Raw genomic sequence first — 23,170 nt, 5'->3', positions numbered from 1 at the left:
GCCGAGACGAGGTTCTACCATGCATGCAAGTGGCGCTCCTGCCATCGAAACACTGGACGATCTCCGCCGTCACCTGCAGTGGGCGATCGAACTCGAGCATTCGACCATCCCGCCGTACCTGTGCGCGTTGTACTCGTTGGATCCTGGGCGCAATAGCGAAGCAGTGCAGGTGATCGGCAGCGTGTTCGTGGAAGAGATGCTGCATCTGGCGTTGGCGGCGAATCTGCTCAACGCGGTGGGTGGCGAGCCCAGTATCGATACACCCGAATTCCTGCCCGCATACCCGCATCCACTGCCGCACGGTGATCCAGCTGTCCAGATCAACCTGTTGCCGTTCGGTGCCGCGGCGCTCGAGCAGTTCCTGGCCGTCGAGAAACCGGCGGTAGCCGATGCGCCACCCGAATCCGACAGGTACGAGACGATCGGGCAGTTCTATGCCGCAATCGAAAAGGGCATCCGGACCCTGTGCGACACCCTCGGCGAAGACGCGGTCTTCTGTGGCGACCCGGGACGGCAACTGAACGAGATGCATTTCAGCGGCGGCGGGGGTGAAATAATTCCGGTGCACGATCTGAAATCCGCGCTGTCGGCTCTGGCGGAGATCGTCGAGCAGGGGGAGGGCGCCGCGCGGACCGAGGTGTGGGACGGCGACAAGAACATCTATCATCCCGATCGCGACGAGGTAGCCCATTACTACCGCTTCGTCGAACTCGCGCAGGGCCGCCGATTCCGGCCGGGTGACACTCCGCAGTCCGGTCCGAGCGGTGAGCCGATCCGGATCGATCCGGAGGGTATTGTGCCCATGCGGCCGAACCAGCGTACTGCCGACTATGCAGCGGGCAGTGAAATCCGCACAGCGCAGGAAGAATTCAACAACACCTATTGTCTCTTGCTCTACCTGCTGGAGGATGCTTTCAACGGCAGCCCGTCGCAGATGAGGGACGCAGTCGGGGCCATGTACGCCCTGAAATCACAAGCCCAGGCCTTGATGAAGATGCCGAGCGGTGACGGTATGACGACCGCGGGGCCGACCTTCGAGTACGTGCCACCCGAACAGCGGAACTGACGTCGTGGCTGGTCCTAATCGTCGCCGGACACACGACCGATCAGCGGATTCGAACGGAAATCGCGCCGTCTCGAGAGCGCGAACGGCAACAACCGTCACGAAACAACTGCCCGGCTTGTCCTCACTACAGGGACATATCGGTTTCGAAACAGCGCTCCATGGAAGGAATGAGCATGAAGATCGTCGTCATCGGCGGTACCGGGTTGATCGGCTCCAAACTCGTCACCCGGCTGGGTGAGCACGGCCATCAGGCGGTTCCGGCCGCACCCAACACGGGAGTGAACACGCTCACCGGGGAAGGGGTCAAAGAAGTCCTGCAGGACGCCGACGTCGTCGTCGACGTTTCCAACTCGCCGTCGTTCGCCGACGACGATGTGATGAACTTCTTCCGAACCTCCACCACCAACCTGCTCGAGGCGGCGCGCGGGGCCGGGGTCGGGCACTATGTCGCGCTGTCGGTCGTCGGTACCGAACGATTGCCGGAGTCGGGGTACTTCCGGGCGAAGGTGGCTCAGGAGGAACTGATCAAAGGATCGGGCCTGCCGTACTCGCTGGTGCATGCCACCCAATTCTTCGAGTTCGCCGGTGGTATAGCCGATTCCGCGACCCGCGACGGCGTGGTCCGGTTGTCGGGCGCGAACGTGCAACCGATGGCTGCCGACGATGTCGCCGCCGCCGTGGGCCGCACCGCCGCGGGTACGCCGGTCGACGGCACCGTCGAGGTCGCGGGTCCGGAGGTGTTCGGGCTCGACCAGTGGATCCGCACAGTGCTGACTGCCCGCTCCGATCCGCGTGAGGTCCGCACCGACCCACAGTCGCGGTACTTCGGGGCGGTACTGGAGCCCGGCAGTCTGCTGCCCGGGCGAGACGCGCAACTCGCGCAGACGCGCCTGTCGGAGTGGCTGGCGCAGCAGTGATCCGGGGCGCGTGGGCGGTACACCCCCGCCCGCGCGCACCGATCGTGATTCGAAGGGATTGAATTGATGCTCGTCTACCCCGGCGAACGTCAGGTCGCGACATCGGTACTGGTGATCGGCACCGGCGGGGCGGGCCTGCGGGCCGCGATCGAGCTGGCCGAACGCGGTATCGATGTTCTGGTGGTCGGCAAACGACCGAAGGCCGACGCGCACACCACACTCGCGGCCGGCGGTATCAACGCCGCACTGTCGACGATGGACCGCGAGGACAGCTGGCAACAGCACGCCGCGGATACGATCACCGAAAGCTACCTGCTGGCCCGCCCGGATACGGTGCGAACGGTCACCGAGCATGCCGCACGCGGCATCGACGATCTGGAGCGGTGGGGGATGCCGTTCGCTCGGGAGTCCGACGGCCGGATCTCCCAGCGCTTCTTCGGCGCGCACACCTACCGGCGCACCGCGTTCGCGGGTGATTACACGGGCCTCGAGATCCAGCGAACCCTGGTGAACCGTGCCGCGCAGCTCGGCATCCAAATCATCGACACCTGTTACGTGACTCGGATTCTGGTGCACGACAACGTCGTCTTCGGTGCCTACGGCTTCGATCTCGACGACGGCGGGCGCTACGCATTCCGGGCCGACGCGGTGATCCTCGCCGCGGGCGGGCACACCCGGATCTGGCGTCGTACCTCGTCACGCCGGGACGAGAACACCGGCGACTCGGTGCGGCTGGCGGTGCTGGCGGGTGGGCGGATCCGGGATCCGGAGCTGGTCCAGTTCCACCCTTCCGGTCTGATCGAGCCGGAGAACGCCGCCGGAACACTGGTTTCGGAGGCCGCCCGCGGGGAGGGGGGAGTTCTTCGCAACGCCGGGGGTGAGCGGTTCATGCAGCGTTATGACCCCGAGCGGATGGAATTGTCCACCCGTGATCGGGTCGCTCTCGCCGCCTACACCGAGATCAAAGAGGGCCGGGGCACGGATAACGGTGGCGTGTGGCTGGATGTTTCGCACCTGCCCCGGGAGACGATCATGCGGCGGCTGCCGCGCGTCTACCAGACGATGCTGGAACTGCAGATGCTCGATATCACCCGGTCGCCGATCGAAATCGCGCCCACGGCGCATTATTCGATGGGTGGTGTCTGGGTTCGGGCGGATGATCACGGTACCGGCGTCGAGGGATTGTATGCGGTAGGTGAGGCGTCCAGTGGTCTGCACGGTGCCAACCGGCTCGGCGGCAATTCGCTGATCGAGCTTTTCGTCTACGGCCGGATCGTGGGGGAGGCCGCCGCGCGGTACTCGGCCGGGCTGTCCGTGCAGCGGCGGTCGGAAGGCGCGCTCGCCGAGGCCCGCCGTGAGGTCGACGAAGTGCTGGCGGCGGACGGGCAGGAGAACGTCCGGGCACTACAGCGCACACTGCGCAATACGATGACCGAGCATGCCGGTGTGGTGCGCGACGACGCCGGGATTCGCGCGGGGTTGTCCGAGCTCGACGAGCTCGAGGAACGGATGGCGGATATCGGTGTGCATCCCGACCCCGCCGGTTTCCAGGATCTGGCGCATGCCTTCGACCTGAAATCGTCGGCGATGGCCGCCCGCGCCACCTTGGACGCCGCCCTCGAGCGACGTGAGACACGAGGGTGTCACAACCGGTCCGACTATCCGGAGCTCGATCCGGAGCTGCAGGTCAACCTCGTGTGGTCGGGCCCCGGCCGGATCGAACGGGAAGCGATTCCCGACATTCCCGCCGATATAGCGCACCTGATGCGCGACGTTTCAACCATCGGAAAGCTGGTCGAGTGACCAACGGCACCCGCTCCGGCCGGCTGCGTGTCCGGATGCGTGGCCGGTCGGTCGATGAACCGCATCGGGCGTCGACCGGACTCGAGTTGCTTTTCGACCTGAGCTTCGTGGTCGCGGTCGCCGCCATCGTCTCGCAGCTCGGGCATGCCGTCGCCGCCGGTCATCCGCTCTCGGGTCTGCTGCCGTTCCTGCAGGTGTTCTTCGCGATCTGGTGGGCGTGGATGAACTTCACCTGGTTCGCGTCGTCGTACGACACCGACGATGTGCCCTATCGCCTGCTGACATGGGTGCAGATGGCCGGCGTGCTGATACTCGCGGCGGGTGTGCCCGCCGCGTTCGGTCACGACGACTATCTCGCGATCACTGTCGGCTATCTGGTGATGCGCAGCGGTCTCCTGGCGCAATGGCTCCGGGCAGCGCGCGACGATCGGCCCGGCCGGCGGACCGCACTGCGGTACGCAACCGGTATCGCGGTGCTCGAAGCTCTGTGGTTGTCACGACTGCTGCTGGCCGAGCTCGACGTGTTGCCCACGACAGTGGTGAGTTCGATCTTTCTGGCACTCGCCGCCGCCGAGCTGGCAATACCGGTATGGGCCGAACGAGCCCGTGGCACCGCATGGCATCCACACCACATCGCCGAGCGCTACACCCTTTTCACGATCATCCTCCTCGGTGAGAGCGTTCTCGCGGTGTCCACCGGGGTCGCCGATGCCCTCGATCACGGCCTGCGACCGACCCTGGTGGTCACCGCGTTGTCCGGGCTGGTCCTGTTGTTCGCCCTGTGGTGGCTCTACGACCTCGAGCCGAGCGGAGCGGCATTGAGCGAACGACGGACCCGGTCGTTCCTCTGGGGATACGCGCACTACGCGATTTTCGCCGCGCTGGCCGCGCTCGGTGCGGGTTTGGAAGTCGCGGTGCGAAGCGGAGACGGTCATACCAGTGCCTCTTCACTGGTCACCGGCTATGCCGTGGCGATTCCCACCGCTGTGTTCCTGGTATTGCTGTGGGCGGCTCATGCCGGGATCGCGGCGCGTTCGCCGATTCGCACGCGAGTGCTGTTCGGCACGTCGGTGGCGGTGCTCATCGCACCGGTCGCCACTGCGGCGGTCCCGGCCTCGACCGTCGTGCTGGTCGCACTGCTCACCGCGACAGCTGTGGCGGTGACACTCGCCGCGCAGCGGGACACATCCGTGCCCGCGAGCGAACTCCCGGGGAGGGGGTGGGCGAGAACCAAGATCATCCGGTGAGCCGATTGTGCACCCCTGGCAGGGCACTTTTGCATCCGTAGCACCGCCCGAGCGCGGATCAGGTCTGCCCGACCGCAAGAATGGTCCCGATGATCTTTTCAGGATCGTCGGGACCGATCCGGTTCTGATCGACCGAGGCGAAGGCGGGCGAGGGTGGCGTTTCGAGGGCAGGCCGGGCTTGTCGGGAGAGGATCGGAATGCGCTGTCCTCGATCAGCTGGCTGCGGCTGTCCGCACCGGTGAGAGCCGTGTCCTCGTCGTGCACGGCGCACCCGGAACCGGAAAGTCCGCGCTGCTCGAGTACCTGCAGAATTCGGCGACAGGCATGCGGATGCTACGTGCGGTCGGCGTCGAGTCCGAGATGGAGTTGGCATTCGCTACCTTGCACCAGTTGTGTGTGCCGCTGCTGGATCGAGTGCAGGCACTGCCCGAACCACAGCGCAACGCCCTCGAGACGGTATTCGGGATGCGAGCGGGCACCCCACCGGAACGCTTCCTGGTCGCACTGGCGGTGCTGAGCTTGTTGTCGGAGGCTTCGGAAAGCGGCCCTGTGCTGTGTGTGGTCGACGATGCGCAGTGGATGGACCAGGCCTCGGCGCAAGTTCTCGGCTTCGTGGCCCGGCGGTTGCTCGCGGAGTCGGTCGCGCTCGTTTTCGGCGCCCGGCAGCGGATTCGGGATCTCCTCGGGCTACCCGAGCTGGAAGTCACAGGACTCGGCAAGGCCGACGCCCATGCCCTGCTCGAGGCGGCGACCCACGCCCGGCTCGATCACCACATCCGCGACCGGATCGTCGCCGAAGCCGGGGGCAACCCGCTGGCTCTACTGGAGCTGCCCCGCGAGCGCACCATCACCCAGCTGGCCGGTGGGTTCGGCCTGCCGCGGACCGATACGCTGCCCAACCGGATCGAACAGAGCTTTCTCACGAGGATCGAGAAACTGGCGGAGCAGAGTCGGTTGCTGCTGCTGATCGCCGCCGCCGAGCCGGTCGGTGACCCTGCCCTGGTGTGGCGTGCCGCGGAACGACTCGGCGTCTCGTCGGCGACGGCCCTCGACGACGAGACTGCCGGATTGCTGTCGTTCGATATCCGCGTGACCTTCCGCCACCCGCTCGTGCGCTCGGCGGTGTACCGAGCCGCCGGGGACGAGGACCGCCGCGCGGTGCACCTGGCGCTGGCGGAGGTCACCGACCCGCAGATCGACCCGGATCGCCGTGCTTGGCATCTGGCCTCCGCCGCTGCCGAACCGGATGAGAGCGTCGCCGCGGAACTCGAGCTGTCCGCCGGCCGGGCACAGGCGCGCGGCGGGCTGGCCTCCGCTGCTGCCTTCCTGCAGCGTTCCGTGGCACTGACCTCGAGTACCGAGCGGCGCGCCGAACGCGCGGTGGCGGCCGCGGACGCGAGTGTCCGGGCGGGCGATCTGGATGCCGCGCGCAGGCTCGTCGATATCGCTGAACTCGATGAGCCGAGCGAATGGCTCCGCGCACGAGCCCAGCTGGTGCGGGGTCGTATCGCGCACGCGGCGGGCTTCAATCAGGAGGCCCCGCCGATACTGTTGGCCGCGGCGCGGCGACTGGAGCCGTTCGACCCCGACCTCGCGCGGGAGACCTACCTGCTCGCCTGGGGCGCGGCGGCGTGGGGTGCCGCCGATTCCGAGAGTCTCCTGGCGATCTCCGGGGCGATCCGGGAACTCCCACCCCGCCCGGGCAGCCCGCGGCCGATCGACCTGGTGCTGGAGGGCTGCGCGCTGCTCGTCACCGAGGGGCGTGGCACCGCGATCACCGCGTTGCGGCGCGCGATGACCGCACTCGTGGACCTGCCCGTGCCGGACCTCCTGAAATGGGGCTGGGCTGGGTGCGGCCTGAGCCCGGCCGTCTGGGACGAACAAGTGATGCTCGAAACGTATGCCCGAGCGGCCGAGGTCGTGCGCACCGCCGGCATCTTGACCGAGCTCCCCATCTATCTCGCCTCGTTGGGGGCGGCGACCTCCTTGATCGGGGACTTCGCCACCGCGGCCGGGATCGTCGCCGAATCCGAAGGTATCGCCGCCGCTACCGGCATCCCGCTCGCTCCCTACACAACTCTCATACTGACGGCAATGCAGGGCGATGAGACCGAAGCGTCGGCGCTGATCGCCGCCACGATCGAACAAAGCACAGCGGACGGCCAATTGACCGGGGTCACCACAGCGCAATGGTCGGCAGCGGTCCTTTACAACGGTCTCGCCCGCTACCAGGACGCTCTCTCGGCAGCCCAGGCCAGCACCCGGATCGCCCAGCTGGTCGTCTCGGTGTGGGTGCTGCCCGAGCTCATCGAGGCAGCGGTGCGGGTGGGGGACGACAAGGCTGCCCGCAGCGCGCTCGAACAGCTGGCCGACGCGGCGGAGACCGGCGACACCGACTGGTCACACGGGATCCTGGCACGCTGCCGGGCACTGCTCGCCGACGAAACCGCCGCGGACGACCTCTACCGCGAGTCGATCGAGCGGTTGGGCCGGACATTGCTACGCCCCGAACTGGCGCGCGCTCATCTGCTGTACGGCGAATGGTTGCGCCGGCAGTCGCGGCGCATCGACGCCCGGCATCATTTGCGCACCGCCTACGACATGTTCGTCTCGATCGGCATGGCGGCATTCGCCGAACGCGCCCGCCGTGAGTTGCTGGCCAGTGGTGAGAAAGTCCGAAAGCGCAGCGTCGAAACCTCGAGCGATGAGCTGACGCCGCAGGAAAGGCAGATCGCGACGCTCGTCGGCGAAGGCCTCTCCAACCCGGAGGTGGGCGCCCGGCTGTTCCTGAGCCCGCGGACAGTCGAGTGGCATCTGCGCAAAATATTCACGAAGCTGTCGATCACGTCCCGCCGGCAGCTCGGGGATGCCCTGCTCCAGGCCGAATGACAGAGGGGCGGCGGCACGCGCCCCGCCGACCGTAGCCGGTCCCTGGTCTGCTTCGGCCAGGATGCCTCCTGGCCGGGGACATGCGGGTCCGATCACGTCGGCTCTGCGGCGTCTCACGCCCGGGAGGCGTCCGCTGGGCTCGCTGGTCCACCAGCGCTACCACCGCCGGACCGGACGCGCTCATGATGTCACCCGCGCGGATGCGTTCCTCAGCACAATTGCTGGTCAGCGTGCTGTCGCCCTGCATTTCGGATCTCGGCAGCGGCTATCGGCGCCGCCTGTCCACACCGGCAGCCCGGGGAAAGACCCCAGGGGTCACGTATCCCTGGTTCCGCGCCGCCAGGGGGTCACCCGGGATCGCCAAGGGCGCGATCGGCACCCCTGCCGGGCGACGGTGGATATGCGGCCCACCTGGGGGCCGCCTCTTCGATCGCCGATCCGAGTGGCGGTCGAGGTCCGCAGGAAAGGACGTCCGCCGTGCACTCGACGACCATTACCAACGACCTATCGGAGCCGGACCGGACGAGTCCGTCGTCATCGGAAGTCGCCGGGTACGTGGCAGACTTCCAGGGCGCTCGACCCCGCCTTTTCGGGATCGCCTACCGAATGCTGGGCCGGGCAGCCGACGCCGAGGACATCGTCCAGGACGTCTGGCTCCGCTGGCAGGGCACAGACCGCACACAAGTTCGCGATCGGATCGCATTCCTCGTGACGATCACGACCCGGGTCACGCTCAACGCGACCGGCTCGGCCCGCGCCCGCCACGAAATTCTGGTCGATCGCTGGCTCCCGGAAGATTTACCCACCTCCGAGGACCCGTCACTGACGACCGAGCGGGCGGCGGATGTCGAGCACGCCGTCCTGGTCGTGCTGCAGCGGTTGACGCCCACCGAACGCGCTGTCTTCGTACTCCGCGAAGCCTTCGCCTACCCGTTCCGCGATATTGGCGACCGGCTGGGGATATCCGAAACGAACGCCCGCCAACTCTGCCATCGGGCTCGCGCCCGCCTCACTGGGCCACGGCACGAGCACGAACCTGTTCCCCGCGCGGACCAGGACCGATTGCTTCGGGCCTTCCTCGACGCAGCGCAGCACGGCGCCATGGCCCACCTCGAGCGGCTGCTCACAGCTGACGCGCGCGGCGATTCCGCACCTGGCCGAAGACGACAGCAGAGGAACCCGTCGTGTGGACAGAGCGGCCGGGCAGACGAGGCCCTGCCGCGTCCGTCACAAAGTCCCGATGCTGCGCGGTCCAAGTTGTCATGACAGCAGAGAAAAGCACGCAAGCTCACCGCGGCCGGCGTGCACACCACCAGTGACCGCTACAGCGGCACCCTGCACGACTTCACGATGCTCAACCCCTGCGCCGGACCGCCTCGACCGCGGCGATCGACCAGGCCGTCCACGCACTTCGCTGCGCATTCCACTGACCCGAGAGAAGAGCACACTATGTCCGAGCAGAAACCGACCGTCGTCCTCGTCCACGGCGCCTTCGCGGGAATCCGCCGGTTGGTCGGGCGTCGTAGAGCGACTGCGCGAGCAGTCCTTCGAGGTCGGTGCGATCGCCAACCCGCTGCGGAGTCTGCCGAGCGACGCCGCCGACGTCCCCGTCGCTCGAGCCGCGGTGATGTGCGCGACCCAACGTCCCGGTCGGCCTGCACCGCTTCATGGCCGAGCGGGCCGGTGCGCAAGCGATCCGCGAGGTGACCGGTGCCTCCCACGCCGTCAGTGTCTCCCAACCGGACGCGGTCACCGCCGCCGTCCTCGACGCCGCGCACGCCACCTTTTCGTAGCGAGACATGTGGTTGTCAGGGGTGACGGCTGCCGCCCGGCAACCACATTGCGAGTTCCACGAGCCGAAACCAAGCGATCCTCCGACATCTGACGGCGGTCCCCGTAGTCGGAGGGCGCCGTGCATTCCAGCGCAGGTGTTGATCGTGGAAGGACGAACATGTCGAAGGAGTCGATATGAAACGCTCGATGCCGATCACGCCCGTACCGCGACTGACCGGAAAACGGGCGATCGTCACGGGAGCCAGCGACGGTGTGGGCTTCGCGCTCGCGACTCGTCTGGCAGCGGCGGGCGCGGAACTCGTGCTCCCGGTGCGGAACCAGGAGAAGGGCAGGTCCGCGGTCGACGCGATCCGGATTGCGGCTCCGGAGGCACAGGTAACACTCGAGGCCCTCGATCTCGCATCACTCGGTTCGGTCGCCGAGCTGACCCACCGCCTCCTGGCCGACCGACGCCCTCTCCATCTGCTCGTGAACAACGCCGGAGTCATGGCACCCGCGACCCGCCAACTCACCCAGGATGGTTTCGAGCTCCAGTTCGGAACCAATCACCTCGGGCACTTCGCGCTGACTGCGGGGCTGTTGCCGCTGCTGCGCGCTGGTGCGGCCAGGGTCACCACCGTTACCAGCAGCGCTGCCCGGTTCGGCACGTTCGACTGGAACGACCTCCAGTCCGAACGGAGCTACTCCCCAGCGCGTTCCTACGGTATCTCCAAGCTCGCGAATCTGGTCTTCGCACTCGAACTCGACCGGCGCAGTGCCCGGGCCGGTTGGGGTATCACCAGTACGGCAGCCCATCCGGGAACGACCCTCACCAACCTCTACGCGGCCGGGCCCAACCTGGGCCGTACCCGGCCATCACCGCAGAAAGCGGTGATGAGCACGCTGAAGCGGTTGGGTATGTTCGTCCACGGTATCGATGACGGCGTGCAACCGATCCTCTACGCGGCCATCGGCGGTGAGTCCCACGGCGGAGGCTTCTACGGCCCGAACGGCATCGGAGAATTCACCGGCAGCCCCGCCGAACTACCTGTTTATCGATCCGCAAGAGACACCGAAGCCGCGGTCGAGTTATGGGCAGCGTCCGAACAGCTGACCCGCACGAGCTTCGAGAGCCCGGTGAGCTAGCACCGGAAGCGAGGAGAATACGCATGGATCGACACACCCGGCGGACTTCCTGCGTACGGGGCGCGCCGCATTGCAGCCCGAAGATGTGGGGATTCGACCGGGTCGTGCTGGAGCTCGAGTTGGTCGATACAACGTCCACACAGACGCTTGCGGCCGATCGCCCGAGCGGGCCCCGGTCAGCAGCGTTCTCGTGGCTGCAATCCTTGCTGCGTTGCGGGGCGGTTGCGGTAGGTCTTCTCCGCGAACCCCAGAAAGTACTGCAGATCCGCGATATCGGAGACAGGGCCGAAGGAGACCCGGATCGCACCGCCGCTGGGCAACCCCAGTGCCTCGATGTATTCCTCCATGGTGGCCATGCGCGTCCGGAACAGGCGGCTCAGGACCGGCAGGGTGATCCCGAAAGCGGCTTCGCCTGCCCCCGGATTACAGAAACAGCCGGTACGCAGAGAGATACCGGCTGCCGCCGACTCGGCGGCGACCAGGCGCTCATCGACGACGACGCCTTCCGGGTCGAGAAAGTTGAACGTGACGGTGCCCCCGCGCCGCGCGGTGTCCACCGGACCGTAGACGCGGATCATCGGCGCGCCGTTGTCGTGGCGCAACGAGCTCAGCCGGTCCAGCAGCCACCCGGTGAGACAGGTGACGCGACGGCGCACCGTATCGACGCCGATCTCGCGCAGCCACTCGAGACCGAACGTCACGTCCGGGATGGACAGGAAGTTCAGTGTCCCGTCCTCGAAGGCCGACTCGTCGTCGGCCCCGACGTGCCAATTGCCCTGCAGGCTCGCCGCGGCGATGGTGCCGCCCGCGAACCACGGCCGGCGCAGCCCGGCCAGTGCGGACCGGCGCGCGACGAGACAACCTACGCCGGTGGGGTAGCCGAACAGCTTGTACCAGCTGATCGGGACGAAGTCCGGCTTCACCACGCTCAGGTCGAGCGCGTTGGCGGGGAGGTAGGCGGCGGCGTCCAGTAGTACGTCGTAGCCGCGCCGGTGCGCGAGTTCCACCCAGTCCAGGGGGTGCTGCACGCCCGTGAAATTGCTCTGTGCCGGATACGCGAACAGTCCACGACGTCCGGTGGTGCTGATGCGGCGAGGGCGCAGCGCCGCCCCGACCGTTTCGTCGGTGATGCGCAAGTCGGGTGTGTCGATCGGCGCGTACACCACCCGCGCACCGCGTGCCCGGGCGAATTCGCGGATACCGATCACGGAGTTGTGATTATCGGCGGCCACGACGTATCGCGAACCACGGGCGAACGGATACGCCTCGCCCACCAGGCGGCAGGCCGCGGAGGCGTTGGCGGTGAAAATCGCACAGTATTCCGCGGGGTCGGCATTGAGATGCGCCAGTACCGCGCGGCGGGCCTGCTCGACCGAATCGGTGGCCGCCCGGGAGGTCGGATTCTCCGAATGCGGGTTGCCGAAGCACTGTTCGGCCAGTCTGGCTTCGTGGGCCCGGTGCTGGGCGGTCGCGGCGAGCCCGGCGCCGGCGAAGTCGAGATACACCACACCACCGTCGCCCAAGTACCGGTACTCGGTGCTGCGCAGCAGATCCAACGCGCCGGTGGTCTCGTATTCGGGGTGAGCAGCCAGGAATTCCGCCGAGTCGGCGACCGTCTGCTCTCGGCTCGTATTCACGTGCGACTCCTGTCTGCGGCACTGCCGGCCGGGCACAGTCATTTCCGGTGAGTGCCGCACCAGACTCGCGCAAAACTGCCCCCGCTGCCACCGCTCGCGTTGCCGAGTGTGGGAAGAGCGCCGGGCGAGAACCTGTCACCGGTAGCCCATTGCCGACACCTCGGCCGAGCGCTACCGGCGCATCGAGGCCGACCGGATCGGGATATTCCTGCCGCTCGACAGCTTTCTTCGGGCAGGCGCCTCTGGATCGTAGGAGAGCGAGGTTGTCGTGGGCGGTCAGGGTGTCAAGGTGTGCCGGACGATGACGATGTGTCCGGTGCGGACTTCTTCCCGAGCAGACCGATGCCGAAGCCCAGCACCGTGATCCCGAAAAGGCAAAGCAGCAGGCCGCCGATCTGTGCCTCGGCGTCGGTGTCCGGACTGCGCGCGGAATTCGAGGAACCGGCGACGACAGCGGCCGGATCGACAATCGCCTGGATCCCGCCGGCCAACAAGGCGAGCGCACAAAGGATCAGGACGATGCCGCCGATGACGCGCCCGGCGGTACGGCGGGGCGGGACAGCGTCCTGGGTGTGTTCGGAGTCGGCAGACGCTGGCATGACCCCAAACTATCAGTACCCGCGCAGATCTGCGGTCTTCGACGAGTGCTCTCCCACCCGCGATCTACACTGATCCTGCCACGACACCGGACACCGACGAATGCTCGGAAGGCTGCGATGACCGCTCCCTCCGCCACCCGGATCGACCCGCCGCGCAGCGTAGCCCTCATCGGACTCGCATTCGACGGGTATGCCCGCCCGGGCAACCAGACCCTCGCCGCCACGGCGCTGCGGGCCGCCGGCCTCGGCGACATCGATTCCCCGCTCCCGCTCGACGACCTCGGCGACCTGAGACCGGCCGAGCAGTCCGCCCAACGGGGACCCAACGGCCTCCTCAACGAAGTCGCGGTCGTCGACATCCAAGGCCAGTTGGCTACGGCGGTATCCGCTTCGCTCCGGGACAGGCGGTTCCCACTTGTGGTCGGAGGTGACTGCTCCGCGCTCGTCGGCGCGGTCCGCGGTGCCCGCGACGTGCTCGGGACCGTCGGCCTCCTCCATGTCGACGGACACGAAGACACCACGCCGCTGGACGCCTCGGAAGACGGGGAGGGGGCGAACTCCGAGATCGGGATGCTGCTCGGTCTGACTGCACGCGGTGTGAACGGGCCCGTGACCACCGGCCTTCCCGCGCTGCGCCGTGAACTGCTCGCGCTTCTCGGACAGCGTGACGACGACTGGCGGCGCGAGCTGAATGTCGGGACTCTCGCCGAACTGGGGGTGTGGAAGCGCAACGCTGCCGAGACTGCCGCCGCGCCCTCGGCGTCGGGCCGAGCGGCCGTCGCACATGTGCGGAAATCGGCCCCGGGGTGGTGGCTGCACATCGACGTGGATGTGCTCGACCCCGCGGAGTTCCCGGCGCAAGGCATCGCGGGCTATCCCGACGAACCGGGCGGGCTCTCGCGTACACAGCTCACCGAACTCGTGACCTCGGCCGTCGCGGAACCGGGCTGCGTGGGCGCGAGTATCGCGATCTACGACCCCGGCCAGGATCCCGACGGCTCGGGCGCACGGTACGTCGTCGAGCTCGCGACCGCCGTGCTGCGCGCGCTTCCCCACTGATCGGCCGGAAAACGCTGCGACCGGTCCGTACCGATAGTCTTCATGACGCCGCCCGGTTGGGGCCCGACGGCGTCGGCGCGACCTTCGCCGGGCAATTGGCGGCGGCTTGCGGCGGTGTGAGCGGGCGATGACGATTCGAGGCAGTCGCTAGAGTGCGGGTCATGGGTGCATGGGGTGTCAAGGCGCTGGAGAGCGACGAGGGTCTGGAAGTGCTGGCTCTGGTCGAGGAGGTCTCCGCGGGCCGGGATCAGGTCACGGCCGATGAACTGGTGAACGCCGCCCGCGCGGAGGGGTTGCTCGGCGGCAATCCCGCCGAAGACGAGTACCTGTACGACGTGACCGCTCTGGCGCTCGCCGAGATCCTCACCGGAGATACCGCACAGCTCGGCGACCCGACGCTCGGCGGAACCGTTTTCGTCGCGACTCCCGAGGGCACCGCTGTGCTGATCGCGTGGCTGACGCAGCTGCGTGATGCGGGCGAGGAGCGCGAGTTCCGGGAACTGAGGTCGAGCGACTCGCGGCAGATCACGCACATCACTGCGGTTCTCGAAGCGCTGAGTCGCCAGCCGACGGTTGAGATCCGGTGACAGATCCCGGCGCCGGGGCCTCGATCGGGGCTCTCGCGCGCCGGATCGCGGCGGCCGGCGCACGGGTACGGGCGGTTGGCCCGCCGTCGAGGGCCGCAGGACGCTGCACACATGGTCCAGACTCGAAATATGTCGATACAGTGGATGTTCCGGGTGTGCACGGTCAGATCAGATGGGCGTCGGCGAGATCGAGGGTCAGCAGGTTGCGCCAGTCGTTGACGAAGATCGCCGAGGTCCCCTCGTAGCGCACGCCGATGAAGGGATTGGCGGAAAACATCGGCGCGATCCAGCGCAACGAGCCGTCGGCGCCGAGCCGGGCGAGCCAGCCGACGTTACCCATCCCGCTGCCGCCTCCGGTCATCCGGCCGGTGCCGTCGGGCAGACAGACATCGAAGTTCGGATACGCCTCGGCGACACCGTCCTCCGCCACCGCGAGGGCCACATCCAGTGGCCCGCCGAGCCGGAACGGAATCGGCTGTCCCGCATCGGGGTGGTAGGCACCCGGCCCTTCCACATGCAACTCCACGGCGGTATCGCCGGGCCGGTAGAGGCCGTCACGGTAAGGCATCTCGCCCGCGGCCCACAGGTCTCGATGATCATGACAGTCCGGACGGTAGCCCTCGCAGGCGCCCGGCGCCGCTCGGCCGGCCGCGGACTTGTGATGGCGGCCCACGGTGTGGAACAGGGCCGGTGTTACATATGGTCGGCGAGCCATTCCAGGATCCGCTCCGGATGACGCTGAAACCACAGGTAGCCGTCCCACCGGGCGGTGGTGTCGTGGATCCAGAACATATCCTTTTCCGCCGCCCCGATCGCGTCGAAAATACTTTCCAGGTCCGCCGGGCGGACCAGCGGATCGTCGTGGACGCCGTAGGTCAGGGTCGGTACCGTGACCGCGGGCGCCGACTCGATCGGACTGCCCTCCGCCAGCGAGACACTCGTGATCCGCTGGAATCGGCGATCGACCTCGGCGGCGTATCCGGCGAGTCCGGCACGCTCGAGTTGCTGCTCCAGGATGACCATCGGCGAAAGCAGCAGCGGCGCCACGAGGCAACGCACAGTCGCGAAGGCGCCGGGGTCGCGTTCCATGGCCACGAAGGTCGCGTGGGCGCCCATGCAGCGGCTGAACAGGCCGAGCGTCATGCTCGCGAGTTCCGGATGTCCGCGCACATAAGCCAATGAGCCGAGCACGTCACGGGATTCGAACCGCGCGTTCGACGCCAAACCGCCGTTTGCGGCCGCGCTCAGTCCGCAATTGCGGAAGTCGTACGCCAGCACGTTGTAGCCGTGGTCGTGCAGGATCTTGTAGTCGGGAACGAAGTCGACCTCGAAGTCGTTTCCCAGCCCCTCTCCCCAGGCGGACTGCCACGGTTCGAGATGCGCCGGGAAGCCGTAGCGAGAGAATCCGAACGGGTGCGCACAGATGATCAACGCGGTGGAGCCGGGGCACGGGATGAACCAGCCTTCCAACGGTGTGCCGTCGGCCGAGGGAAAGGTGATGTCGTCGAACGCGAGACCGGCATCCGCGGGCGTGGCCAGCAGCGGCGATCGCGCGGAAAAGGCAAGACCGCGCGCGAAAGCGTCGAGTGCGGTGTCGATCTGCGCATCGAGTGCGCCGTCGCTGCTCTGGGCGATCGGCTCGACCATACAAACCTCCATAGATGAGTTCACAAGGATGGGCGGGGCCGGCGGACACCGGGAAAATCACCGAAGACTTGCCTTCGAATTCGGCCGGTGAATTCCGGCTGCCGACACCCGACAACCACACGCTATGTCCGAAGAAAGGCGTGTGGAATGGCTGTCACTACCCGTCTCGTGCCGGATACTGCCACGCGCCGGCACCATCACCGGCCGGTGTGACGGCACTCGCCCGTCGACTACACCGCCCCGGCACCGGCTAGGCTCACAGTCGTATGCCGGAAACACTGGATCGCATCAGGTCGCTGATCGCGGCCCATGCTGTGGAGTCCGAACCGCGATGGTCGGCGGGCGGCATCCGATTACATCTGGCCCGCTCGCCGGGTACCCCGATTCCCCTGCTGTTCGAACCGATGCTGTATTTGGTGTTCCAGGGGCGGAAGCAGATCCTGCTCGACGACCGGGTCATCGAATACGGCAGTGGGGACCTGGTCATCGCGTATACGGATATACCGGCGTCGACGCGGGTAACCGAGGCGGCGCAGACGCGGCCCTACCTTGCTGTCGAGTTGCGACTCGACCTCGCCGTGCTGACCGATCTCGCCACGGATATGGAGCTGCTGCCGGGCGTCGAGGCCCGGGCGGTCTCGGTGCGGCCGCTGCCCGATACAGTGCTCGATCCGCTGCTCCGGCTGTTGCAACTGCTCGATTCCCCCATGGACGCGAGAATCCTCGCGGACGGGGTGAAACGTGAGATCGTGTACAGAGTATTGACGAGTCCACACGGAAATTCCTTGCTTCACCTGGTCGATGTCGACAGCGTGCTACGGCGGATCAGTCGCTCGACCGAGTGGATGCGGCACCATATCGATGCCCCGGTCGAGGTAGCGGCACTCGCGCATCGCGCCGGAATGAGCGTCACCTCGTTCCACCGGCATTTCAAGGCCGCCACCGGCACTACGCCCGTGGAATATCACAAACGAATCCGCCTGCACGAGGCGCGGCGGCTGCTCGCGGGCGAGACGGAGAGTATCTCGCGCATCGCGACAGCGGTCGGCTACGCGAGTCCGTCACAGTTCAGCCGCGACTACAAACGTATGTTCGGTATCCCTCCGGCAGCGGATCCCCTGCGCCGAAGGCCACCACGGGAAAACTCGCAGGATAATCGAGGTCGCACCGCACTCATCCGGCCGTCGGGGGACACCTCGCCGGACCGATCGCCGCCGGCCCGACCGGCGTTGGATCCGGAAAACGCATAATCGGCGATCGGATCACCGATCGCCGGTCGTGCCCATGAATTGGAAGTCGCCGGTGATAGCCGTGAACACAGACGTCCGGCGGGTCATAGAACGTCGGTGTGCCGGCCGGGGCGGAAGTGAATGCCGCTTCCCGCAGGTAACGAAGGGCGACCATATCGAGTCGGAAACGAGAAAGGAAGCCCGCTGATGAGCGACACCTCGAACAGTGCCCGCACACCTAGCCTTGCCGGTATGAGCATTCCTTCGATGGAGCTGAACAATGGAGTGACGATGCCGGTTCTCGGGTTCGGCGTCTATCAGACGCCGCCGGACGAGACGATCGCGGCGGTCGGTACGGCCCTGTCGACCGGCTACCGCCACATCGATACCGCCGCCGCCTACGGAAACGAACGCGAGGTCGGAGAAGCGATCCGCCGCGCGGCGCTGTCTCGTGACGAGGTGTTCGTGGAGACGAAGATCTGGATCACCGATTACGGCTACGACTCGACGCTGCACGCGTTCACCAAGAGTGCCGGCAAGCTCGGTATCGAGCAGATCGACCTGCTGATCCTGCATCAGGCGCTGCCGGATGAATTCGATCTGACGATTCAGGCCTACAAGGCGCTCGAGACGCTGCTGGCCGACGGCAAGGTCCGCGCGATCGGCGTCTCCAATTTCATGCCCGATCATCTGACCCGGCTCTTGGATGCCACGTCGGTGGTACCGGCGGTCAACCAGATCGAGGTGCACCCGTACTTCCGGCAGTCCGAGTTGCTCGCGGTCGACGATGAGCACGGCATCGTCAACCAGGCGTGGTCGCCGATCGGCGGTATCACCTTCTACCGCGACGGGTCCCACGGATCCACTCTCGAAGACCCGGTGATCGGGGAGATTGCGGCAGCGCACGGTAAGTCACCGGCTCAGGTGATGCTGCGCTGGCATATCCAGCAGGGTCGTCAGGTGATCCCGAAGTCGGTGACTCCGTCGCGGATCACGGAGAACTTCGCGGTGTTCGACTTCGAACTCACGGCTGATCAGCTGGTAGCCATCGATGCGCTGGATACGGGGTTGCGCGGCGGCCCCGAGCCGGAGCAGATCACCCGTGCGACCTTCGGGATCGAGATCCCCGAACCCTGACCCCGCCGGTTGCTGCGATGAAGAGTGCGCAGTGGACGTCGTTCCCGCGTACCGACGACGAAGAACCGGGCGAGTATCCGCCGCGCAGCAGCCTTCACCGCGACGGGACAGCGAATCGGGCGATCGCTTCGAGGTCTGGATGATAGCCATCGGTGGTGTCGGCGGTGAGTGCCGGTCCGTCGAGATCGACCGATTCGAAATGCTCAACCGGGTGCCTACCGCTGCGATCTGAACGGGCGGTGGTGTCAGTCGGGCACGGCGACGAACCGGCCGATCACGTCGCCGGTGGCGAGGCGTTCGATGGCGTGCGGGATGTCGTCGAAACCGATGGTGTTGGTTTGGATTTCGAGTGCGCCGGTGGCCATGTGCCGCAGGACGGCGTCGGTATCGCCCGGCCGGCCACCGCGGGAGCCGCGCAGGGTGGCGGGTTTGACGACCAGTGCGGCCGTGGAGATGGTGGCTTCGAGAACGCCGAGACCGACCTGGACGACGAGTCCGCCGGGGCGGACGGCGTTGATCGCGCCGGCGGTGGTGGTGCCGAAGCCGGCGAAGTCGACGATGAGGTCGAGGTTGTAGGCGCCGAGTTTCTGGACGTCGTCGACGACCTCGAGCACGCCGCGGTCCTTGGCGGGTGCCCAGGTGCCCGGTTTGGGGTCTGCGGCATAGACTTCGGCGCCTTCGATGACGGCGATGCGGGCGCCGGTCATGCCGAGGCCGCCGAGCCCGACGATGCCGACCCGTTGACCTTTCCGTAGTTCCCCGGCGCCCATGACCGCGCCGTAGGCGGTCTGGCCGGCGTCGGTGGCGGTGGCGGCCTGGGCGAAGCCGACGTTGTCGGGCACGGTCAGCAGTCCGTCGGCGCGGGCCAGGCATTTATCGGCGAATCCGCCGTCGACGGCCCAGCCCGGGGCGAAGTCTTCGGGACCCGCGATGACGACGCGGTCGCCGGGGTGCACGGTGGTGACGTCGGGGCCGATATCGGCGACGACTCCGGCCACCTCGTGGCCGAGGATCATCGGTAGCCCGGGCAGCATCGGGGTCAGGGTGCCGTCGGCGAAACCCACGTCGCTGTGGCAGATCCCGGCGGCCCGGACATCGATGACGACCTGTCCGGGGCCGGGGCGGGGGTCGTCGCGTTCGATCAGTCGCAGTGGTTCGCCGACTGCGGTCAGTTGCCAGGCTTTCACGATGGCCTTCCTTGCCGATTCGTCTGGTGTATCGCGGTTTTCGACATCGGCCGAGCCACTCCCCGAGGAGAGCGCGCCGAGAAGTGTCGACCAACCGGAACGCAACCGGACGTTACCGTCCGGTTGGGTTGAGTGTTGCGGCCTCTCCTCGAATAGTCAAGGCCGCAGCAGAGCCGGATTGCGGTCGTCGGCGTTCGGGTGGTGCTCGGACACTGCATACGGGAAGCCGAGGCGTCCTGGGAATCGTTGCCGGACTCGTCCGGTCTCAGTGGGAGCGTTCGATGCCCCGCAGTAGCACCTTCCATGCCTCGCGCGCGACCGGGCGGCGTTCCTCGGCGGGCGTCCTCGCGAGCAGCCCCGCGATCATGCCCACGGCGACGACCAGTTCGCGGATGTCGAGGTCGGCGCGGAACCGGCCTCGGGCCGCCGGATCGGCGAGTTTGGCGACGAACAACTCCCGTAGCGTCGCTCCCGCCGCGGCGATCCGGGGATCAGAGCTGTCCCGAGGGTCCAGTACCACCACGAACGCCGCCGACTCGACCAACTGGTCGACGACCGCATCGAGCAAGTCCTCCACGGTGGTCCCGGGCAGGCCGGCGCGATGCTCCAACTCGGCGAGGTTGTCCTCGAAAACGGCCAGAATGATGCTTTCCCGCGTCGGGAAATGCCGGTACAGGCTGCCCTTGCCCACCCCGGCCTGCTGTGCGATAACTTCCAGCGGCACCTCGGCGCCACGGGTGGCGAGCAGATCACGCGCCGCCGCGATCAGTGCGGCCCGGTTCTCCGCAGCGGCAGCCGGACCACGATTGGCCTGGCGCTGAGACGTCATGCCCGCAACCCTAACTGTCCCGCACACTCCGCAACCGCGCGCGAGCGGGTCCCGCCACCAGGCCGCGAGTTGGCTCGACCCTCAGCGGTCCCCGGCGAGTATCGGGACGAGACGGGCGAGCCCCTCGGCTCCGTGGCCCGCGGCCAGCGCACGCCGGAAGACCTGGCCCGTGGCGTCGAGTACGCCGGTGTCGATACCGTGGCGCGCGATCACCTCGCGGAGTGTCGTGAACGCGGTGTAGGCCGAGGAGATGGATGTGTCGTCACCGGGATAGTGCCCGGCTTCGACCTGTGCGGCGGTTTGCGCCGCCATATCGGGCAGCAGCGAGACCACTGCGGGGGTGAACGGGACGAGTTCGCGGCCGTTGATTCCCTCGGCCTCGCCGAGCGCGATACCCAGGGCCACCCCGACGTAGGAGAGCCAGAACATCGACACCAGCGAGGCGTCGAAGGCGGCCGCGCGCCCGTGGTCCGCACCCAGGTAGCTGCCCTTTTCGGCGAGAGTCTTCAGTGCCGGTTCCGCTGTGCGGTAACCACTTTCGGAACCCGAGTACAGCAGCAGCGCGTCCGGTGTGCCGATGCCCTGCGGCACCGCCATGACGGCGCCGTCCACGTACTCGGCACCGTGGTGGCCGGCCCACTCGGCGCGCCTCCTCGACTGTTCGGGAGTCGAGGAGGTGAGGTTCACCAGCACCCGCCCGTGCAGTTGCGCCCCCGCGTCGCGCAGGGTTGCGCCCACCGCGTCGTCGTCGAGCAGCGAGACGACGACGAGGGGAGCGTCGGCGATGGCCGCGGCCGCCGACGGCGCCCGGTCGGCGCCGAGTTCGACCAGCGCATCGGCCTTGGCCCCGGTGCGGTTCCACACGACCGTCGGATATCCCGCGGCCAGGAAGGTCTTCGCGATCGCGGAACCCATGGGTCCCAGTCCCAGGACCGCGACGGGTGTGGCTGCTGCGCCGGACATTCTGCCTCCTAATTGTTTGAAAAACTTCCAACAATAATTGTTGTATGATTCTCAAACTGTCAAGAGCTGGAGGAGGTGCGGTCGTGCCCGCCGAGTTGTCGCACCCGGATACCGCCGACCTCGAACTGGCGGCGGTCATGCACGCGCTGTCCGATCCGATCCGGCTACAACTGGTGGCCTGCCTGGCCGCCGACGAGGGCGAGAACTGCGGCGAACTCGGCCGGCACATCGAATTGCACAAGTCCACGCTCTCGCATCACTACCGGGTGCTGCGCGAAGCGGGAATCACCCGGACGACGGTCACCGGACGTACCAGGGTGATGCGCCTGCGCTACGCGGATCTGCAGGCCCGGTTCCCCGGGTTGCTCGACGTGGTGTTCCGCGCCCTGGCCGATATCGTCGGGGACGACGCGAAGTGGGCCGGTTCGCCCGAGGACCGCGCGAAACTGCTCGCGGCGCTGAAACGGCCCGTGGCCTCGCACTGATCGGGGAGGGCTTCCGGCAGACTGCACGCCATGAAGTACAGCGCCGGAGTCCTGCTGTTTCGCCGTGAGCCGGAAGTCCACGTGCTGCTGGGGCATATGGGCGGGCCGCTGTGGGCGCGTAAGGATTCGGGGGCGTGGTCGATCCCCAAGGGCGAGTACGAGCCGGTGACCGAGGAGGCCCGTGCCGCCGCGGGCCGCGAATTCGGCGAGGAGTTGGGGGTGCCGGTGCCCGACGGGGAGTGGATCGCGCTGGGTGACGTGCGGTACGGCAACAAGCAGGTCACGGTGTGGGCGGTCGAGGGCGAGCTCGATCCGGCTCGGGTGGTGCCGGGGACATTCGAGATGGAATGGCCGCCGCGGTCGGGCGAGTACCGCGCTTTCCCTGAGATCGATCGGGTCGAATGGTTCGATCTGTCCACCGCGCACGACAAGCTGATCACCGGCCAGCAGCCGTTGCTGCCCCGGCTTGCCGAGCGACTTCGCTGACAATCGCCGGCTCGGGCCGGAACCGGGTCGCACCCGTCCGCCGGCCACCGAGGCCCCAGGGCCGTGCCGGTGCCGGAGCATGCGGCGAACCCCGTCGTCGACGAACGCGGTGCGGAAAATTTCATCGTCCGTTCACCGGTGGGAGCCGCCTCCGGTTGCGTCGGAGCCCGGCGGCGGTTTCACTGGGCGCGTGAGCGCACACGAAAGTGCCTCGTCCGCCCGGTGTTCGGATGGTCGGGTTATCTACAGGCAACCATCGCTGATCCGAGGTGCGCTCGGGCGAACCGGTTCGTTCCGGCGGAACGCCCCTCACCCGGTCGAGAGCCGGCCGAGTATCTCGTCCTGTGCGCGGACAGTGGCATCGCCGGAAGGATCCGGTTCCGTTGAACTCCCGACGTCTCCGCCCGGCGGACGGACGGATCGCGGCGGGTGTTCGGCTGATTCGATTGTCAGCGTTTTATCGAAGGAATTGTCAGCGTGGCAG

The 23,170-nt window shown here is 67.3% G+C and carries 21 protein-coding genes; 14 read left to right on the top strand and 7 right to left on the bottom strand.

What is annotated here, in order from left to right; genetic code table 11:
* Window positions 1-19: 19 nt before the first annotated feature.
* The 8 genes from ACQEVO_RS13745 to ACQEVO_RS13710 all read left to right on the top strand — a co-directional run bounded on the left by ACQEVO_RS13745 (window position 20) and on the right by ACQEVO_RS13710 (window position 10,841).
* Window positions 20-1,066 (top strand): ferritin-like domain-containing protein, encoded by a 1,047-nt coding sequence (locus ACQEVO_RS13745; RefSeq protein WP_432912972.1) that lies wholly within the window; start codon window positions 20-22, stop codon window positions 1,064-1,066.
* Between the two features lie 173 nt (window positions 1,067-1,239).
* Complete coding sequence (locus ACQEVO_RS13740; protein WP_432912970.1) at window positions 1,240-1,983, top strand: SDR family oxidoreductase; 744 nt, start codon at window positions 1,240-1,242, stop codon at window positions 1,981-1,983.
* A 66-nt stretch (window positions 1,984-2,049) separates the two neighbouring features.
* Window positions 2,050-3,786, top strand: coding sequence for an L-aspartate oxidase (locus tag ACQEVO_RS13735; protein WP_432912968.1), 1,737 nt, complete (start codon window positions 2,050-2,052; stop codon window positions 3,784-3,786).
* Entirely contained in the window at window positions 3,783-5,033 is a 1,251-nt protein-coding gene (locus tag ACQEVO_RS13730; protein WP_432912966.1) for a low temperature requirement protein A, read from the top strand. Before ACQEVO_RS13735 ends, ACQEVO_RS13730 begins: the two co-directional genes overlap by 4 nt.
* Before the next feature lie 153 nt (window positions 5,034-5,186).
* Window positions 5,187-7,922 (top strand): AAA family ATPase, encoded by a 2,736-nt coding sequence (locus ACQEVO_RS13725; protein ID WP_432912964.1) that lies wholly within the window; start codon window positions 5,187-5,189, stop codon window positions 7,920-7,922.
* Window positions 7,923-8,399: 477 nt separating this feature from the next.
* Window positions 8,400-9,188 carry a sigma-70 family RNA polymerase sigma factor gene (locus ACQEVO_RS13720; protein ID WP_432912963.1) on the top strand — a complete coding sequence of 263 codons (789 nt, stop codon included), beginning with the start codon at window positions 8,400-8,402 and terminating at the stop codon, window positions 9,186-9,188.
* A gap of 401 nt (window positions 9,189-9,589) precedes the next feature.
* Complete coding sequence (locus ACQEVO_RS13715; RefSeq protein ID WP_432912961.1) at window positions 9,590-9,715, top strand: hypothetical protein; 126 nt, start codon at window positions 9,590-9,592, stop codon at window positions 9,713-9,715.
* 175 nt (window positions 9,716-9,890) lie between these two features.
* Window positions 9,891-10,841 (top strand): SDR family oxidoreductase, encoded by a 951-nt coding sequence (locus ACQEVO_RS13710; RefSeq protein ID WP_432912959.1) that lies wholly within the window; start codon window positions 9,891-9,893, stop codon window positions 10,839-10,841.
* Between the two features lie 176 nt (window positions 10,842-11,017).
* Here the strand turns inward: ACQEVO_RS13710 and ACQEVO_RS13705 are convergent, their stop codons facing one another.
* Window positions 11,018-12,478 carry an aminotransferase class V-fold PLP-dependent enzyme gene (locus ACQEVO_RS13705; protein WP_432912957.1) on the bottom strand — a complete coding sequence of 487 codons (1,461 nt, stop codon included), beginning with the start codon at window positions 12,476-12,478 and terminating at the stop codon, window positions 11,018-11,020.
* A 284-nt stretch (window positions 12,479-12,762) separates the two neighbouring features.
* The gene (locus ACQEVO_RS13700) at window positions 12,763-13,077 is read right to left on the bottom strand and encodes a hypothetical protein (protein WP_432912955.1); all 315 of its coding nucleotides are present in this window, start codon (window positions 13,075-13,077) and stop codon (window positions 12,763-12,765) included.
* A 117-nt stretch (window positions 13,078-13,194) separates the two neighbouring features.
* Between ACQEVO_RS13700 and ACQEVO_RS13695 the strand changes: the two genes are divergently transcribed.
* Complete coding sequence (locus ACQEVO_RS13695) at window positions 13,195-14,136, top strand: arginase family protein (RefSeq protein WP_432912953.1); 942 nt, start codon at window positions 13,195-13,197, stop codon at window positions 14,134-14,136.
* A gap of 161 nt (window positions 14,137-14,297) precedes the next feature.
* Window positions 14,298-14,723, top strand: coding sequence for a hypothetical protein (locus tag ACQEVO_RS13690; protein ID WP_432912951.1), 426 nt, complete (start codon window positions 14,298-14,300; stop codon window positions 14,721-14,723).
* A 163-nt stretch (window positions 14,724-14,886) separates the two neighbouring features.
* Here the strand turns inward: ACQEVO_RS13690 and ACQEVO_RS13685 are convergent, their stop codons facing one another.
* Window positions 14,887-15,438 carry a hypothetical protein gene (locus ACQEVO_RS13685; RefSeq protein WP_432912949.1) on the bottom strand — a complete coding sequence of 184 codons (552 nt, stop codon included), beginning with the start codon at window positions 15,436-15,438 and terminating at the stop codon, window positions 14,887-14,889.
* Window positions 15,417-16,370 carry an alpha/beta hydrolase family protein gene (locus ACQEVO_RS13680; RefSeq protein WP_432912947.1) on the bottom strand — a complete coding sequence of 318 codons (954 nt, stop codon included), beginning with the start codon at window positions 16,368-16,370 and terminating at the stop codon, window positions 15,417-15,419. Before ACQEVO_RS13680 ends, ACQEVO_RS13685 begins: the two co-directional genes overlap by 22 nt.
* Window positions 16,371-16,636: 266 nt before the next feature.
* On the opposite strand from ACQEVO_RS13680, the gene ACQEVO_RS13675 reads away from it, so the two are divergent.
* The gene (locus tag ACQEVO_RS13675) at window positions 16,637-17,620 is read left to right on the top strand and encodes an AraC family transcriptional regulator N-terminal domain-containing protein (RefSeq protein ID WP_432912945.1); all 984 of its coding nucleotides are present in this window, start codon (window positions 16,637-16,639) and stop codon (window positions 17,618-17,620) included.
* A 231-nt stretch (window positions 17,621-17,851) separates the two neighbouring features.
* On the top strand, window positions 17,852-18,736 hold the full coding sequence (locus tag ACQEVO_RS13670; RefSeq protein WP_432922661.1) for an aldo/keto reductase: 885 nt from the start codon (window positions 17,852-17,854) through the stop codon (window positions 18,734-18,736).
* 245 nt (window positions 18,737-18,981) lie between these two features.
* Here the strand turns inward: ACQEVO_RS13670 and ACQEVO_RS13665 are convergent, their stop codons facing one another.
* The 3 genes from ACQEVO_RS13665 to ACQEVO_RS13655 all read right to left on the bottom strand — a co-directional run bounded on the left by ACQEVO_RS13665 (window position 18,982) and on the right by ACQEVO_RS13655 (window position 21,715).
* Window positions 18,982-19,923, bottom strand: coding sequence for an alcohol dehydrogenase catalytic domain-containing protein (locus tag ACQEVO_RS13665; protein ID WP_432912943.1), 942 nt, complete (start codon window positions 19,921-19,923; stop codon window positions 18,982-18,984).
* A 265-nt stretch (window positions 19,924-20,188) separates the two neighbouring features.
* Window positions 20,189-20,752 carry a TetR/AcrR family transcriptional regulator gene (locus ACQEVO_RS13660; RefSeq protein ID WP_432912941.1) on the bottom strand — a complete coding sequence of 188 codons (564 nt, stop codon included), beginning with the start codon at window positions 20,750-20,752 and terminating at the stop codon, window positions 20,189-20,191.
* A gap of 81 nt (window positions 20,753-20,833) precedes the next feature.
* The gene (locus tag ACQEVO_RS13655) at window positions 20,834-21,715 is read right to left on the bottom strand and encodes an NAD(P)-dependent oxidoreductase (RefSeq protein WP_432912939.1); all 882 of its coding nucleotides are present in this window, start codon (window positions 21,713-21,715) and stop codon (window positions 20,834-20,836) included.
* 83 nt (window positions 21,716-21,798) lie between these two features.
* Between ACQEVO_RS13655 and ACQEVO_RS13650 the strand changes: the two genes are divergently transcribed.
* Both ACQEVO_RS13650 and ACQEVO_RS13645 read left to right on the top strand, forming a co-directional pair.
* The gene (locus ACQEVO_RS13650; RefSeq protein WP_432912937.1) at window positions 21,799-22,200 is read left to right on the top strand and encodes an ArsR/SmtB family transcription factor; all 402 of its coding nucleotides are present in this window, start codon (window positions 21,799-21,801) and stop codon (window positions 22,198-22,200) included.
* Between the two features lie 30 nt (window positions 22,201-22,230).
* The gene (locus ACQEVO_RS13645) at window positions 22,231-22,686 is read left to right on the top strand and encodes an NUDIX domain-containing protein (protein WP_432912935.1); all 456 of its coding nucleotides are present in this window, start codon (window positions 22,231-22,233) and stop codon (window positions 22,684-22,686) included.
* The last annotated feature ends 484 nt before the right edge of the window (window positions 22,687-23,170 follow it).

It is taken from the genome of Nocardia sp. CA-290969, assembly GCF_050936135.1.
GTDB lineage: Bacteria > Actinomycetota > Actinomycetes > Mycobacteriales > Mycobacteriaceae > Nocardia.
This window is presented reverse-complemented; position numbering and strand designations above follow the sequence as displayed.

Coding starts and splice junctions, on each gene's coding strand:
- ACQEVO_RS13710 (WP_432912959.1), top strand. CDS start 9,891: ATGAAACGCTCGATGCCGATCACGCCCGTACCGCGACTGACCGGAAAA.
- ACQEVO_RS13700 (WP_432912955.1), bottom strand. CDS start 13,077: ATGCCAGCGTCTGCCGACTCCGAACACACCCAGGACGCTGTCCCGCCC.
- ACQEVO_RS13695 (WP_432912953.1), top strand. CDS start 13,195: ATGACCGCTCCCTCCGCCACCCGGATCGACCCGCCGCGCAGCGTAGCC.
- ACQEVO_RS13645 (WP_432912935.1), top strand. CDS start 22,231: ATGAAGTACAGCGCCGGAGTCCTGCTGTTTCGCCGTGAGCCGGAAGTC.
- ACQEVO_RS13745 (WP_432912972.1), top strand. CDS start 20: ATGCATGCAAGTGGCGCTCCTGCCATCGAAACACTGGACGATCTCCGC.
- ACQEVO_RS13675 (WP_432912945.1), top strand. CDS start 16,637: ATGCCGGAAACACTGGATCGCATCAGGTCGCTGATCGCGGCCCATGCT.
- ACQEVO_RS13680 (WP_432912947.1), bottom strand. CDS start 16,370: ATGGTCGAGCCGATCGCCCAGAGCAGCGACGGCGCACTCGATGCGCAG.
- ACQEVO_RS13655 (WP_432912939.1), bottom strand. CDS start 21,715: ATGTCCGGCGCAGCAGCCACACCCGTCGCGGTCCTGGGACTGGGACCC.
- ACQEVO_RS13735 (WP_432912968.1), top strand. CDS start 2,050: ATGCTCGTCTACCCCGGCGAACGTCAGGTCGCGACATCGGTACTGGTG.
- ACQEVO_RS13715 (WP_432912961.1), top strand. CDS start 9,590: ATGGCCGAGCGGGCCGGTGCGCAAGCGATCCGCGAGGTGACCGGTGCC.
- ACQEVO_RS13685 (WP_432912949.1), bottom strand. CDS start 15,438: ATGGCTCGCCGACCATATGTAACACCGGCCCTGTTCCACACCGTGGGC.
- ACQEVO_RS13690 (WP_432912951.1), top strand. CDS start 14,298: ATGGGTGCATGGGGTGTCAAGGCGCTGGAGAGCGACGAGGGTCTGGAA.
- ACQEVO_RS13740 (WP_432912970.1), top strand. CDS start 1,240: ATGAAGATCGTCGTCATCGGCGGTACCGGGTTGATCGGCTCCAAACTC.
- ACQEVO_RS13670 (WP_432922661.1), top strand. CDS start 17,852: ATGAGCATTCCTTCGATGGAGCTGAACAATGGAGTGACGATGCCGGTT.
- ACQEVO_RS13660 (WP_432912941.1), bottom strand. CDS start 20,752: ATGACGTCTCAGCGCCAGGCCAATCGTGGTCCGGCTGCCGCTGCGGAG.